The sequence below is a fragment of the Pseudoalteromonas sp. genome (assembly GCF_041613455.1).
GTDB lineage: Bacteria > Pseudomonadota > Gammaproteobacteria > Enterobacterales > Alteromonadaceae > Pseudoalteromonas.
This window is the reverse complement of sequence record NZ_JBFJHD010000061.1, coordinates 1-15,580: the sequence shown is the minus strand read 5'-3', so window position 1 is coordinate 15,580 and position 15,580 is coordinate 1. Positions and strand designations below refer to the sequence as shown.

Genomic DNA, 15,580 nt, shown 5'->3' with positions numbered 1-15,580 from the left:
CTGCGTGTCTGGTGGACTAACCTATGCTGCGCTATTTATGCTGGAAGTGTCTTATATTTGGTGTATTTTAGGCTCTTTGTTTATTACCGTATTTTTACGTTTAGGCGCACTACATTGGGACTGGCAACCGAATTTATTCACAAAAAGAACCGTTAAAAAGTAATAATCCCTGGATGCGCTATAACCTTACCAATTGTTATTTTCGTGCTTATTTAGCTATAAGTCACTGAAATAGCCACGCTTGCAGCTTAACAGCAAGCGTGATTATGTTGCATAAACTGAGTGCTGGTTATTCATAACACTATTATTTAGCTACTTTAATGGTACTGCCTACTCTAGCGGGCTTAGGCAGCTGGGCAAACTGCTGTTCAATGAGCTTTAAACGTTGTAGTACCGCATTTGGCATTGGCGCTACCCGCCTCGTAGCTAAGTCGATATGTAAGTCTAAGTGCTCCCCTGCTGCAGCGCGGTAACCTTTATTTACACAGTGAATTTCGTGAAAAGTATGAATACGTTTTTCATCCACATACAACAACCAAGAAGCCACTTCAATTTTGTCGCCCTCACACAATTCTCTTTCAAAAATACAATGGCTTTCTACTAATGCTTTACTGCAATTGTTTGCATATCGGTAACGTTCACCTAAATCTAGGTGTTCGGTAAAATCAATATGCGCATCGTAAATCACTAAACCATAATACTTAGTATTCATGTGGCCATTAAAATCGACCCACTGAGCGGGAACCGTCGCTGAATATTTTTTAAACGGGTAAAGCGTCATTTTACTTCCTCTTTAAAGTGACTATATGGCTAACTAGCGTAACAAGAGTTACTTATCATTAATCTGTGTTCTAACTATATTTAGCGCATTAAACAAGTTAAGTTACTTTTTATCTGGCGCAATCGCTTAATAATATAAGAGATTTATGAGCGGTAATAATGCGGCAATTTTTAACGATTAAGCCGTATCACCCAGCACACACTGCAGCACTAAACACTGTAAGCTACCAAAATAACATAATATTTTTAGTTGTGTTAACATAGACGGCTAATATAAGCGGCGTGCTAACATTAAGCATACCGTTCGCTATATCAGCTATTTTTTACTACTAAAGTTTCTAACGTCTTGATAGTGCTATTTAGTAGTCTTCTAATTAATTACTGAGTACTTCACTCGGTAACACAATAATAACCGTTACCTTATCACCCTCATTTGTGATAGCGAGTGACGTTTGTAAAGGAGTCAACAATGTTTCAGTTTAGTACCAGCACTATACTGCTGGTTTTATTCGCTTTTTATGGCCTTACCTTTTTATTTACCCTCAGTATTGGCAAAAAACAAGAAAACGCCGACGGCTACATGGTGTCTAATGGCTCGGTTGGCTTTAGTATGTCAGCAGCAAGTATGACGGCCACCTGGATCTGGGCCGCGTCGTTTTATGCTGCCGCCAGCTCCGGCTATAAATATGGTTTATCGGGGGCCATCCATTATGGCTTTTGGGGCGCCCTGATGATTTTGTTTATTTACCCATTTGGTCGGCGATTTAGGGAGCTTGCCCCTAATGCTCGCACCTTAGCGGAAATTATGCATGCTCGCCACGGCAGCGCCAGCCAAATGATTTTAGCCTCGTCAAATATTGTTGGCAGTGTTATTAGCCTAATGGTGAACTTTACTGCGGCCGGCGCTTTGGTAGACATCCTCTCGCCATTAAACTTTACCGAAGGGGTGCTTATTGCCGGCTCAGGTGTGCTTATTTACACCTTTTGGTCTGGGTTTCGCTCATCGGTGTTTACCGACTTTGGCCAATTAATGGCGATGATGCTTGCCGCCGTGGTGATCATTCCCATGCAGTTTTTTGAACTCGATGGTCCCGACTTATTTACCCACGGCATGAGTAATCTCAGTGCCGAACAAGCTAACTTTTTCTCCACTACCGCTATTTTAGAACAAGGCGCGCCTTTTTTTGTTGCCGTTCTCGCATACGCTATTGGTAATCAAACCATTGCACAACGTTTATTTGCAGTACGTGAAGATTTAATTAAACCCAGCTTTATTACCGCCACTATTGGCTATGGCTCCATTGTAATTGGCTTAGGAATGCTAGGCTTACTGGCCTTGCTTGCTGGGGTACAGCCCATTGACGGTGATTTAAATAACTTAATTCCACAAATGGCAGCCAGCTATTTATCGCCGGTGATGGTATTAGTATTATTTGTGATGATTATCGGCTCGTTATCGTCTACCGCCGATTCTGACTTGTCGGCGTTATCTGCCATTATTATGACTGATGTTTATGGTAAACACCTCAACAAAAATAACCCTAACCCGAAAAAAATGCTCTGGATTGGCCGCTTAACTATGGTGGTTGCCACTATGTTAGGCGTTATATTTGCCAGTCTAAAGCTCGATATCTTGTCGATGCTGATCTTCGTTGGCGCGCTGTGGGGGGCCATTGTGTTTCCGGTGATTGCCAGCCTCTATTGGAATAAAGTGACTAACCTTGCCTTTACCGCTGCGGTAGCGGGCGCATTTATGCTGTTTGTGATGGTGCGTTTTGAATGGCTAGCATTATCGGGAGCCGTTGCTCTATTGTATGAAGTATTAGCAACCGTGGGCGCCGGTGTGGTAATTGGCCTAATGAGCTTTGGCTTTTTTGGCCGCCAAGTGGGCTTAGTACTGGGTGCGCTTACCGCTGTGGTGCTGTTATTTTTCACCTTAGGGTTTTTGCGCGACTATATTGTGTTGCTAAGCTCGCTCACCGCCTATGGTGCCAGCGCAATTATTTGCGTATTAGTGACCCTAACTAGCAAAAGCAACGCCTTTGATTTTAACGTGATTGACCAGCGTGTGGTTGAATTTAGTGACAATAAATAAGGAGTAATAATGTCTACAACATTTCTTACCATTTACCTATTAATGTGGCCGGCCATTGCCAGTGGCGTGTTTATTATTTTAGTAGCCTGCTTGTATAAAGATATTAAACAGGCTAAAAAACAGGGTAATAGCTTAGTTTAACGCCGCTGTATGCACACGGTTAGGGCAACATTTCGTTGCCCTTTTTATTGCCAGTTATGGTGTTATTGCCATTGATAGATACGCATATTGACGCGCTCTTTGCTAAACACCACCCCTTCTGCTAACAGCATTTGGCGCTGGGTATTATACTGTTCACTGCCAATAGCAAAGGCGATTTTTCCTTGACTGTTGACCACCCTATGCCAAGGAATTGTGGAGTCGTGTGGCATTAGTTTTAATAACCGTCCCACTAAACGGGCATTTTGTGGGTAACCGGCTAAAGCCGCCACTTGACCATAACTGGCTACACGGCCTGTGGGAATGCCGGCAATCACGGTGTAAATAAGCGTCTCTTTATCAATAGCCATGGTTATCCTCTTTTAAGCGTGCTGATGCCGGCGGTTATTTTTGTGAGCAAGGGTTTCATGCAGCGCCATCGGTCGCGGTTAAATAGGCCTGACTCAGTGTACTGAATTGCTGCCATATAGTACGCGCTACCGGCCCGTGGTGGCTTGAGTGCTGTCTAAACACACGAATTTGCGTACTAAATTGATGCTCACGGTCGGTCACGGTAATTTGTTGTAACTGCCCCGCTTCAAGCTCGGCTGCACAGTGCTGCAAACTGATCATTGCCCAACCAGCCCCCGACAATAAAAACGATTTTAAGCTCGCGATATCATCAATTTTCATCATCGCGGGGCCTTTTGAGTACGATAAGCGGTCGCTGTCTATGCTTAAGCCACTTTCAAACATGGCTAAACACGGATACGACTGCAACTCACTGTAACTCACTGTACTGGGCAAACTATGTGTTGCACTAACAATACCAATGTCCAGCTTGCCAATGGGTAAACTTTCTAAATCGCCGGTGGCGTGAAACAAATCGAACCACGGCCCAATGCCTAACTCAGCCTGGCCATTATTGACTTGCTCTAATGAAATAAAGCGCTTGCCACTGGTTAAACTAAATTCGGTGCTATTAAATACTTTAAAAGTATTACTTATGATCTCATTGTAACTTTGCATATGACAGATTTGTTCATAGCAAATTCGATACTGCGCTTCATTGCCTAACGCCAGCTCTTTAGCCAGTTGAGTGAGTTCTTCATTATTAGTCAATAACTGTTTAGCTTGGCGATGAAAAATACGGCCTTTTTCGGTTAATTGTAACCGGTATTGCGACCTATCTAGCAAGGCAAAACCGATTTTTTCTTCTAAGCTTTTAATGGCAAGCGTAAGCGCTGGCTGCGTTTTATGTAGTTTAAGCGCCGCAGCACTAAGGCTGGCGCTTTGTACAATGGCATCTAATATTTGTAGCTGGTTAAGTTTCATTCCACGCCTTAGCACATCATAAGTAAAACTTATTTAGTTTCTAAAATTTAATGATTTTTATTTTATATGTTTGCAGCGTATGCTGCACTGACTTTATTTAGCTTTTAATTTTCATGGAGAAAATATGCACCTCTTACGTCTATGTGTAGTAACGACGACCTTATTGGGTTTAATGGCTTGCTCAGAGCCTGAACAACCTGTTAAGGAAGAGCCCATTCGCCCGGTAAAGCTATTTAACATTGGCCATGATTCGCAAGTAAACATTCGCAGTTTTCCGGCCGAAGTGGTGGCGAATCAAGGCTCATACCTTGCGTTTAGAGTTAGTGGTGAGCTGGTAGAGTTTCCAGTATTGGCGGGAGAGCATGTAGAAAAAGGACAATTACTCGCAAAACTCGATCCGGAAGACTTTCAGCTACAATATAACGAACGCAAAGCACGCTACGAACTTGCAAAATCGCAACTGGGCCGTATTGAGCAATTGTTCGAAAAAAGAATCACCAGCCAGTCTGAGCTGGATCAAGCGATTGCCAATAAACAAGTGGCCGAATCGGCATTTAAAATAGCGCAAACTAATTTACAACATAGCCAACTTAAAGCGCCTTTTGCGGGTACCATCGCAAAAGTGTTTGTGAAAAACTATGAAAGCGTGCAGGCCAAACAAAATATTTTACGCCTAGAAACCCGCGATTTAATGGACGTTGAAATCCACGTACCCGAACGCATAGTGGCACGCTTTAAAAAAGGCACTCAATACCAACCTAGCGTGATTTTTGACGGCTACCACGACAAACAATACACCCTCACCCTGAAAGAATGGGATACCCAAGCAAACCCTGCCACGCTGACCTATAAAGTGGTGTTTACACTGCCGGTGCCAAAAGACTTTAATTTACTGGCCGGCATGACAGGCCGAGTATTAATTGACTTAAGTAAAGTGACCGAAGCGCAAACGGCGTATACTATTTTACCCAACGAAGCAGTGTTTTCAGACGCAGAGCAACCACTTAGCGATAACGCCTATGTGTGGTTATTTGATCAACAAAGCGGCACAATTCGTAAACAAGCGGTAAAAGTGGGCCAACTCCATCATGATGGCATTGAAGTATTAAGCGGCATTAAAGCAGGGCAACAAATTGTTGCTGCAGGGGTTAACTCACTTAAAGAAGGTATGCAAGTACGTCCTTGGAATAAAGAGCGAGGCCTATAACCATGAGCTTTGCGCAACTCTCAATCGAGAAAAAAGTGATCAGTTGGATGTTTACTTTGCTGTTATTAATTGGCGGCAGTGTTTCTTATTTTGATTTAGGGCAACTGGAAGATCCTGAGTTTACCCTTAAAAAAGCCATGGTGATCACCCTCTACCCAGGCGCGTCGCCACAGCAAGTAGAAGAAGAAGTGACCTTTCCTATCGAAAACGCCATTCAACAATTACCTTATGTTGATTACGTTACCTCCATTTCGTCAAATGGTAAGTCGCAAATTAGCGTCGAAATGAAAAGCAGCTACCGTAAGCAAGAGCTAAGGCAAATATGGGACGAAATGCGGCGTAAAATTAACGACCTTGCGCCTTCTTTACCCAGCGGTGTTTACCCAAGTAAAGTGATTGATGATTTTGCCGACGTGTACGGCGTGATGTATGCAGTGACCGGCGATGGCTATTCTTATGATGAGCTGAAAGACTATGTAGATTACCTCAAGCGTGAATTGGTGCTGGTTAAAGGCGTAAGTAAAGTCACCATTGCCGGAGAGCAACAAGCACAAGTGATGGTTGAAATCTCAACGCAAAAACTGGCGCAATTAGGTATCGCCCCAAACCATATTTTTCAACTATTACAGTCGCAAAATACCGTGTCGAACGCAGGTAAAATTCGCGTTGGCAGTGAGTCCATACGTTTACACCCTACTGGTGAATTTAAAAATGTAAAAGAGCTTGAAACCTTACTTATTTCTCAATCTGGCGCCAGCGAGCTTATTTATTTAGGGGATGTGGCTAAGGTGCGCCGTGAGTATGCCGAAGTACCGAGCAACATTATTCGCTATAACCAACAACAAGCCCTACTAATTGGCGTTTCATTTATGTCGGGCGTTAACGTGGTTGACGTAGGTAAACGCATTGATGCACATTTAGCGGCACTGGAATATCAACGTCCGCACGGCATTGATATTAGCCCAGTATACAATCAGCCCGACGAAGTCGAAAAGTCGGTGAATGGCTTTATTGTTAGCCTAGTGGAAGCAATTGCCATAGTGATTGTTGTGCTACTGCTGTTTATGGGCGTGAAAAGCGGGCTATTAATTGGCGGCATTTTACTGCTTACCGTATTAGGCACCTTTATTTTTATGAAGTTATTTGCCATTGATTTGCAGCGTATTTCCCTTGGTGCGCTGATCATTGCTCTGGGTATGTTGGTGGATAACGCCATTGTGGTGACCGAAGGTATTTTAATTAACCTTAAACGTGGGCAAACAAAACTCAAAGCGGCCGTTAATATTGTTGAACAAACAAAGTGGCCCTTACTTGGCGCGACGATCATCGCTATTACCGCGTTTGCACCTATTGGTTTAAGCGCCGATGCCAGTGGTGAATTTGCCGGCAGTTTATTTTGGGTGTTGTTCATTTCTTTATTATTAAGTTGGATCACCGCCATTACGCTCACGCCGTTTTTTGCCAACTTAATATTTAACCAAAGCGAGCAAACAGCGCAGCTGTCAACGCCATCAAACGACCCCTATCAAGGCATTATATTTACCAGTTATAAAGCACTGTTAAACTTAGCTATGCGCTTTAGAAAAAGCACTCTGGTGTTAATGCTGGTGTTGTTATGCAGTGCGGTTGTGGGATTTGGCAGTGTAAAACAGTCATTTTTTCCTGCATCGAATACACCGATGTTTTATGTCGATTACTGGCAAGAGCAAGGCGCAGACATTCGTGCCACGCTTGAAGGCATAAAAAAACTCGAGCAGTTTTTACAGCAACAGCCGCAAGTAACCGAAATAACCAGTACCGTTGGCCAAGGCGCGCCCCGCTTTATGCTGACATATGCACCGGAAAAGTCTTACCCGGCTTTTGGCCAGTTGATTATTCGCGTAACCGATCGCGACGCGGTGGCCACGGTAATGCAGCAGGTACGTGATTACGCCCAGCAACACCCAATTGCAGCACAACTAAAAGTGAAGCCGATGGAAATTGGCCCCTCAACCGATGCCAAAATTGAAGCACGGTTTTCGGGCCCCGATCCTGTGGTATTAAGGCAGTTATCTGCACAAGCGCAACATATTATTGGCCAAGACTCAGGGGCGCATAATATTCGTGATGACTGGCGCGCCCGTACTAAAATGATCCGCCCCCAATTTAATGAACAAAAAGCACGGCGTTTAGGGATCAGTAAAGCAGATCTCGATCAGGTGCTACTTACCAGCTTGTCGGGTAAGCAAGTGGGTGTGTATCGTGATGGTACGCAGCTTTTGCCCATTGTTGCACGCTCACCCGCCAGCGAGCGCTTAAATGTTGAAAGCGTACATGACTTACAAATTTTTAGCCCTGTGCTTGGGGTTTTTATTCCAGTGACGCAAGTGGTAGATGAGTTTGTGGTGGAGTGGGAAGACAGTTTAATTATGCGCCGCGACCGCAAGCGCACCATTACCGTGATGGCCGACCATGATGTGTTAAGTGATGAAACACCGGCTAAGCTGTTTGCGCGCATTAGTACCGATATTGAAAATATTGCCCTGCCACGCGGTTACGAAATGCACTGGGGCGGTGAATACGAGTCATCCAGTAAAGCTAAAAAAGCAATTTTTGGCTCCTTACCAATAGGCTACTTAGCCATGTTTGCGATTACGGTGTTATTGTTTAACTCGGTTAAGCAGCCGCTGGTTATTTGGGCTACGGTACCACTGGCCATTATTGGTGTGAGCGCCGGATTATTAGTAATGAACGCGCCGTTTAGCTTTATGGCGTTATTAGGGCTATTGAGCTTAAGCGGTATGTTAATTAAAAATGGCATCGTGTTGGTGGATCAAATTAACCTTGAACTTAGTGAGGGTAAAGCACCTTACCAAGCCGTATTTGATTCAGGTGTGAGTCGCGTACGCCCTGTGGCTATGGCAGCCATTACCACTATATTGGGCATGATCCCGTTATTATTTGACGTGTTTTTTCAATCAATGGCGGTGACCATTATGTTTGGATTAGGCTTTGCCACAATATTAACGCTAATTGTTGTGCCAGTGCTTTATACCGTTATTTTTAACATTGATTATCAGTCCCCTAAGCAAAGTAAATAGTATTTCACCCTATAAAAACGCAGCATTGGCTGCGTTTTTATATTAAACCGAGCATTTAGCGCTACTGTGGGTTAATTGTTATAAATGTTACATGTCAGCTTAATGGTTAACTACAATTGTTTTAAATGGGGTTTTTACGAGATAACCGGGTTTAAATTGTGGCAATAAGTTGTAAAAATGTTACTGTTAATTTAGTCGTTTTAACTTTCTTTTAAGGCTGCGCACCCACAATGCGATTTCCGCTTACCCAGTCAGCTGCAAGCATAGTGTATTTAGCTTTCATCCAATTCTTTTTGGTGGTCACCCTGTTAGGGGCACTGGAAAGTATTGTTGTTACCCAACACTTCATGGCTATTATTCCTTTACCGCTGGCGCTGTGTACTCTGGTGTTAGCCATAATATTAAATGGGCTGGCTAAATTCACTGTGCCAAAAAAATTAAGCTATAGTGCCCCCGTGTTAGCGATTCTCGGTGCTGTGCTATTTTTTAATCTGCAATTGAGTCTGTGGCACGATACCAGTGTGAGCTGGTTTTATAACACCAACAACCCCTATATTGCCTCGTTAGTTGCTGTTATTGTTGGGTCATTTTTTCTTGCCCTGATCATCCGCGTAAGCCACCCAGTTATACTTATAAAAGACTCCAAGCTAACCAAAACCGTGGTGCTTTTTACTATTTTTATCGGCACTAGCTTGTGGCATGTTACAGCCGTGCAAACCATTTCAAGAGCCGATGCCAATGCGCGCAGTAATATTCATTTACTTGAAACCATACTGAATAAAAACCTCGAAGATCAGATCAAATCATTAACCCATATAAAAACGCGCTTAGAAAGTATTCATACTGATTACTTTTTTAAACTCGCCAAGTTGGATATGGATGGCTACACCCAAGACTTCGAAATAATTAAAAGTATGCTGATACTCGACAACGAGTTAAATTATATCGATGGCACCACCTTTGCGAAACAATTTATAGCTAACGGCAGGCTTGCCACTCCCGCCATTGTTAGCTGGCTTAAAGCAGCAGACGATGAAGTGAGATTTGCCGCCAACTCCGCTACCTTAGATAGTGATATGCCGATAATTATGTTTTCTATTCCCATTAAGGCAACATCTGGTGAGCGATATCAAATATTAGCGCTATTAAACCTGAATCTGCTAATAGAAAGCCGCTACATCGATCATCTTAATTCTTTTAACACTTTTATTGAGTTAAACCCCAACATTTACTTTTCGATTAACCCCGGCGAGCACAATGTGCGTCAGTTAAGCGAGCTCTTTAGTAAGTACAGTCAACACTTCGTCGTAGAACAAATTGAGGTGATGGCCTTAATTAAACATAACGTGTATAACTTCATAAAAGACTACACAAAACTACGTAATGCCGCCAATATAGACCAAGCGATACTCTGGCTAACATTTGTATTTACTTATATATTTATTCTCGCTGCCGATTCAACCTTAAAACTCAGAGAGCAGTCGTTTGCGTTACATAAAATGGCAAAATATGATGAACTCACCGGATTATTACGCCGCGATGCCCTCAACGCTGAAATAGAATCGAAACAGCTTAACAATATAAAAGCCAACTGTGCGGTGGTATTTTATAACCTAGATGGCTTTAGTGCGGTCAATAACAGTTTAGGGCATGAATTAGGAGACAGCGTGTTACAACAGGTTGCGCAACGCCTAAAAACCCATGCGCTGAGCGCTGATTCTATCGCCCGCTTTGGCAATGATGAATTTATTTTACATTACAGTGATGCCGACAAAGCACAGCTGTCGGCCGAAACCACGTTAATCATCAAATCACTCGCAGAGATATATAACTTAGGGGAAGTTGATATTCATCTTACCGTGAGCGTGGGTATTGCCATGTCTGAAAAGCAGCAAGTAAAGCCTAAAACCTTACTGCAACAGGCTGATATTGCCATGGACAGTGCCAAAGCATTAGGCGGCAACCAATTTAGTTTTTATCAAAAAGAGATGGATGATAGACACCAAGAAATGGTTAAAACCCGTGGTGAACTTCAAAAAGCGATTAATAATGGCGGCTTAGAAGTTTATTATCAGCCTATTTATGACTTATCATCGCATGCAATCTCGTCTGTTGAGTGCTTAGTACGCTGGAAAAATAATGAAAATTATATCTCCCCCGCAGTGTTTATTCCTATCGCGGAACAAACAGGGCAAATATTGCAAGTGGGTGAAAAGGTACTAACTCAAGTGCTGCACGATATAAGCAATACCCCTGAGCTGCAACGTATTAGTGTGGCAGTTAACTTTTCACCACAACAAGTGCAGCAGCATCACTTTGTTAAAAACCTTGCTAAATTAGTCAACGAAAAAAACATTCACCCCAGTCAGCTTACAATTGAAGTGACCGAAATGGTGATGTCTGAAAAAGGCGCAATTGAAGGGGTATTGAAAGACTTGATCACCACAGGTTTTAATGTTGCTATTGATGACTTTGGTACCGGTTACTCTAGCTTATCTTACTTATCGCGCCAGCCTGCAAACATCATCAAGATAGACCGCGAATTTACTATTGGTGCAGAGCAACCCGGGCAAAAAAGAGCCCTGTTAGAAGCAATTATTAATATTTGTATAGAGCTTAATAAGGTCGTGGTGATTGAAGGGGTTGAAGACTTTGGCTTGATCAGTTACTTATCTAAGTTTAACAATATTAAAATTCAAGGCTATTATTATTGTAAACCACTGCGTCTTCCACACTTAGTGGACCATATTAACGGTAACTAATGCCAATTTACACTCTATAAGGGGTTAAATTGGCGCTGCAATTACCCCGCTGATGTGGCTGTTGGCCGTGCAGTGCCAATGAAATAACTGGCACTTACTTCACCTACAACAATAAACAAGCCTGCTCTGCACGCTATTTTTTTAAACTGAGTGTCCCTTTATTGTCTGAGACTTTATGCACTGTGCTAGTTTTTGACTTACCAATATAAGTAGTGGAACGTTTTTGTGCCGGCGCTTTACCACGCTTATTGTTACCATCGGCTGCGCGCGCTTGTTTACCGTCAGCTTGCTTAAATCGTCTGGGGTTTTCACCTTGAAAATCGCGTTTTTTTACTCTATTGCGCTCTGCTTTAGCTGGATTGACAACACTTAGTTGTTCAGTGGGGGTGCCTGTTTCAAGTAGTGAGTGCTCTTGCGTTTTGCCCGAATCCGCAATTGAATCGTTGATCACCGCCATTTCTTCAGCGGTTAAATGTCGCCACTGGCCAACTTTTAACCCTTTGAGTGTTACGTTCATAATACGCACACGTTTTAAGGTAACCACTTCGTAGCCTAAGTATTCACACATTCTGCGTATTTGGCGATTTAACCCTTGGGTTAATATAATCGTAAACTGCTGCGCAGCGGTTTGCGTTACTTTGCACTTTTTGGTGATGGTGTCGAGTATCGGAATACCATTGGCCATTTTATTTACAAACTGGCGGTTAAGTGGCTTGTCGACCGTGACCACATATTCTTTTTCGTGGTTATTGCCAGCACGCAAAATTTTATTAACGATATCACCTTCGTTGGTTAAAAATATTAACCCTTCGGATGGTCGATCTAAGCGCCCGATTGGAAAAATACGATCTGGGTAGTTTACCGCTTTAACTATGTTACTTTGTATTTTTCGCTCTGTGGTACAGGTAATACCTACCGGCTTATTATAAGCAATATAAACACGCTTTGGCGGGGCTTTAAGCGGCTTACCGTCAACTAATACCACGTCGCTCGGTGACACTTTTACCCCCATTTCTGGGCATACGCCATTAACAGTAACACGACCATCTTCAATATATTTATCAGCTTCGCGCCGTGAACAAAAACCGGTATCGCTAATAAATTTATTTAATCGTTTTAAGTCTGTCATGGAGTAAATTCACCTTAGTTGCAAAGGCTGACAGTTTAAACCACTGACGATTTTTTTTCGCCCTTAATTTAGCGTTTCTGCGTGTTTAACTAGCGGTTTTTAAGCGCGTTAAGTGACGCCATAGGTATTCCAGCGGCCCTTGTTGAAAATAGCGACTATATAGCCAAGTGAGCAGCAATTGTAACACCACCAGCATGGTGGCCACTTGCCAATAATCGCTGCGATTAAAAGTGATTACCCAATGACTAAACAACACTTTAAATAATAACAACTGCATTAACGTTTGACAGATATATAAACTAAACGCAAACCGCCCAACCTGTTGTAATAACGCCCCTACCGTTGCACGGTTGTTGCACAGTTTAACCGCCAAATGAATATAAATCACCGCCATAAGTAAGGCCGCTATACTGTTTAGTAGTTCTTGTAACGAATAAATTAGCCCCGCCGTATAGCGCTCAGCAATTAACCGTAAGCTGGTAAATAGCACAGCGCCCACAGCGATTAAAATAACTGACTTTAACTTGAGTCCGGTTGTAAAAGCCCGCTGTTTATATAAATAAATGCCTATTAACATCAGTGCGGTACACGCCCACAAGGTGATAAATGGCACAATAACAAGCATTAACGTATACAGGGCCAGATTCATTGAAAAATGCGCTAGCAGCGATTGATAATAAAGTGAGTATAACTCATTAAACGCCGCTGAATCGCGAACCAGTATCGGCTCATCAATACTAAAGGTGACCAGCGCCGTGGCCACACCAGAAATGAGTATAAACTGACCGGCACGCTTTAACAGCAGCTCGTTATTACTATTAAGATATCTAAGCGCAAACCACCCCGACACCCCATAGGTAAATAATATATCCCCTGGCCATAATAAAAAACCATGCACTAAAGCCAATAAAATCAACCAATATAAGCGGTTTTTCAGTCGAGGGGGAGAGTGATAGCGTTGCCATTGAATGTAGAGCCCGGCGCCAAACAATATGCTGAATAAGGTTCTAAAACGGCCTTCTACAAATATCAGGCTGAAGGCATGAATAATGTCATCACTTAACGGCGCAACACTTAGTGGAATGTAACCCAATTCAAAAATACCAAAGGTATAAATGTTCATGTACACCAGCCCAAGCACAGCGATGCCACGAATAAAATCCATATTATGATTGCGCATTAATACCCGTTATAGTTGATTTTTATAACTATCTGCCCACGTTACAGCCTGTTTGTACAGCGGCGGGAGTATTGCACTATCAATATTGAGCAGTAACACTGCCTGCTCCAATGCCCACCAACTGCCTGACTCATAGGCGATGACAACATCGAGTATATAATACAAGGTGTTTTTTTCTTTTAATAGCGCCGATTTTATTGCATCGGGGAAAGGTAACTTATTCACCAAAGAGGCCATGGGATGATCTAAAATCGCCTCTAACAATGAAAACAGCCCCGTTAAAAACGCCTCACCCGCTTGCTGTTTCGCTATTTTAGTGGCGATTAACTCGCAAAATCGTGCCCGCACCACGCACAATTGTAATAACTCAGCAGGTTTCGCCTTAGCGGTATGTGCCGTGACAATCAAGCTGACAAACTTTTTTAGCCGCTCGTGACCTAAATACACTAACGCTTGTTTCAACGAAGTTATTTCGTTTTGAATCGGAAACACACCGCTATTTAATAAGCGCAGTAGTTTATAGGCAAGTGCGGCATCGAGTTCAAACAACCCCGCTATCTTTTTTATACTTGGCTCAGGTTTCATCACCTCAGCAAATATTGCAATCACTAACCCATAGTTATAATCAATATCGTTTTGCTTGAACATCATAGGTTTGGCAAAAAAGTAGCCTTGAAAGTAATCAAAGCCCATTGTATATGCCAACTGAAATTCGTCGTGAGTTTCTATTTTTTCGGCGAGTAATTTCAGTTGTTTGTGGGTTTTTAGCTGTTTAACTATGCGCTTTAAATCCGTTAACGGGGTTTGTTTAATATCGAATTTTATTAATTTTACCAGCTTTAAAAAACGCTCCCATTGCGGGTTATAAACAAAGTCATCAAGTGCTAACTTATAGTTATTGCGAAATAACTCTCGACATAATTGGTAGTTGTCTTCGCTAGGTTCAATGGTCTCGAGTAATTCAATCACCACGTCTTTGCTGGGTAAAAAAGCGCATAAATCGAGTTTTAACGACTCCGGGCCAATGTTGATCAACGCTGTTTTCCCAGCGGTAATATGGCGGGTACCTAAGTTCAGTTGATTTTCCATAATCAACCGCGCCGTTGCTTGGCCATCGGAGATCCCCGGAAAACAATTTTTCGCACTATCGCGAAACAGTAGCTCGTAAGCCACCACATTTTGACGACGATTTAAAATTGCTTGCCTTGCAACAAATACAGACACATTACCTACTTTATAAAGCTTTCCCTAAGACCAAGTTATTAAACCGTAAAAGCGCGCTGTTGTCACTTCCCTTGCACAGAATTTATTTATATAAGTAATTAATATAATCAGTTACAACCTGTGACCAGGTAAAACGTGCGTTACTCGCTTGTGTTTTTATTGTCTGCCATTCACGCGGCTGCTGCTGTTTCAATATAAGCGTGTCACGCAAGCAATTAGTGAGCGCAGACGCTTGCGCATGCAGTGTGTCACCCGCAAAACTAAAGCCATTTACTTGGTGCTCTACAGTATCTTTTAAACCGCCGACATGATGCACTAAGCAAGGCTGGCCTGCGCGCATGGCCAACATTTGGCTAATGCCACAGGGCTCAAAAGAGCTCGGCATTAAAAATAAATCGCCTAACTGGTACATGGCATCGCCGAGAGCTTGCGCATAGCCTTGTAAAAATAAAAAGTTGTCGTGGCGTGCCATAGCTTGCACAAAAATCCGCTCTAATCTGCTATCACCTGAGCCAAGCATAATAAAGCGACCATCAAACGCTTTGATAATACGACATACCACATCTATGGTGAGCTCTGTGCCTTGCTGCTGGCAAAGTAACAACACTTTTTGTTCAGTTAAACGCCCCACACTGGTCACTAATGGCCCT

Annotated in this window: 12 protein-coding genes and 1 pseudogene; 6 read left to right on the top strand and 7 right to left on the bottom strand. The window is 42.8% G+C overall.

Annotated elements, in window-relative coordinates:
• A pseudogene (locus tag ABYB02_RS08030) lies at positions 1-163 on the top strand (trimeric intracellular cation channel family protein); the annotation flags it as partial.
• A gap of 141 nt (positions 164-304) precedes the next feature.
• On the opposite strand, the gene ABYB02_RS08025 reads toward ABYB02_RS08030, so the two are convergent.
• Positions 305-781: a thioesterase family protein gene (locus ABYB02_RS08025; protein WP_372761948.1), complete on the bottom strand. Its 477-nt coding sequence runs from the start codon at positions 779-781 to the stop codon at positions 305-307.
• A 468-nt stretch (positions 782-1,249) separates the two neighbouring features.
• Here ABYB02_RS08025 and ABYB02_RS08020 point away from each other — a divergent pair, with 468 nt between their 5' ends.
• Positions 1,250-2,875, top strand: coding sequence for a sodium:proline symporter (locus tag ABYB02_RS08020; protein WP_372761947.1), 1,626 nt, complete (start codon positions 1,250-1,252; stop codon positions 2,873-2,875).
• Between the two features lie 9 nt (positions 2,876-2,884).
• Complete coding sequence (locus ABYB02_RS08015) at positions 2,885-3,016, top strand: putative transporter small subunit (protein WP_372761946.1); 132 nt, start codon at positions 2,885-2,887, stop codon at positions 3,014-3,016.
• 62 nt (positions 3,017-3,078) lie between these two features.
• Here ABYB02_RS08015 and ABYB02_RS08010 read toward each other — a convergent pair whose 3' ends face one another.
• A complete protein-coding gene (locus ABYB02_RS08010; protein WP_372761945.1) occupies positions 3,079-3,384 on the bottom strand; it encodes an MGMT family protein in 306 nt (101 codons plus the stop codon).
• Positions 3,385-3,439: 55 nt separating this feature from the next.
• Positions 3,440-4,348, bottom strand: a complete 909-nt coding sequence (locus ABYB02_RS08005; protein WP_372761944.1) for a LysR family transcriptional regulator — start codon at positions 4,346-4,348, stop codon at positions 3,440-3,442.
• A 124-nt stretch (positions 4,349-4,472) separates the two neighbouring features.
• Here ABYB02_RS08005 and ABYB02_RS08000 point away from each other — a divergent pair, with 124 nt between their 5' ends.
• The 3 genes from ABYB02_RS08000 to ABYB02_RS07990 all read left to right on the top strand — a co-directional run bounded on the left by ABYB02_RS08000 (position 4,473) and on the right by ABYB02_RS07990 (position 11,397).
• The gene (locus ABYB02_RS08000) at positions 4,473-5,555 is read left to right on the top strand and encodes an efflux RND transporter periplasmic adaptor subunit (protein ID WP_372761943.1); all 1,083 of its coding nucleotides are present in this window, start codon (positions 4,473-4,475) and stop codon (positions 5,553-5,555) included.
• 2 nt (positions 5,556-5,557) lie between these two features.
• A complete protein-coding gene (locus tag ABYB02_RS07995) occupies positions 5,558-8,635 on the top strand; it encodes an efflux RND transporter permease subunit (protein ID WP_372761942.1) in 3,078 nt (1,025 codons plus the stop codon).
• A gap of 230 nt (positions 8,636-8,865) precedes the next feature.
• Complete coding sequence (locus ABYB02_RS07990; protein ID WP_372761941.1) at positions 8,866-11,397, top strand: putative bifunctional diguanylate cyclase/phosphodiesterase; 2,532 nt, start codon at positions 8,866-8,868, stop codon at positions 11,395-11,397.
• A gap of 133 nt (positions 11,398-11,530) precedes the next feature.
• Here the strand turns inward: ABYB02_RS07990 and rluF are convergent, their stop codons facing one another.
• The 4 genes from rluF to ABYB02_RS07970 form a co-directional block, all read right to left on the bottom strand.
• Positions 11,531-12,526, bottom strand: a complete 996-nt coding sequence (gene rluF / locus ABYB02_RS07985) for a 23S rRNA pseudouridine(2604) synthase RluF (RefSeq protein ID WP_372761940.1) — start codon at positions 12,524-12,526, stop codon at positions 11,531-11,533.
• A gap of 85 nt (positions 12,527-12,611) precedes the next feature.
• The gene (locus tag ABYB02_RS07980; protein WP_372761939.1) at positions 12,612-13,706 is read right to left on the bottom strand and encodes a DUF418 domain-containing protein; all 1,095 of its coding nucleotides are present in this window, start codon (positions 13,704-13,706) and stop codon (positions 12,612-12,614) included.
• Positions 13,707-13,715: 9 nt separating this feature from the next.
• The gene (locus ABYB02_RS07975; RefSeq protein WP_372761938.1) at positions 13,716-14,930 is read right to left on the bottom strand and encodes an EAL and HDOD domain-containing protein; all 1,215 of its coding nucleotides are present in this window, start codon (positions 14,928-14,930) and stop codon (positions 13,716-13,718) included.
• 82 nt (positions 14,931-15,012) lie between these two features.
• On the bottom strand, positions 15,013-15,580 hold a 568-nt coding region (locus ABYB02_RS07970; protein WP_372761937.1), incomplete at its 5' end, for a glycosyltransferase.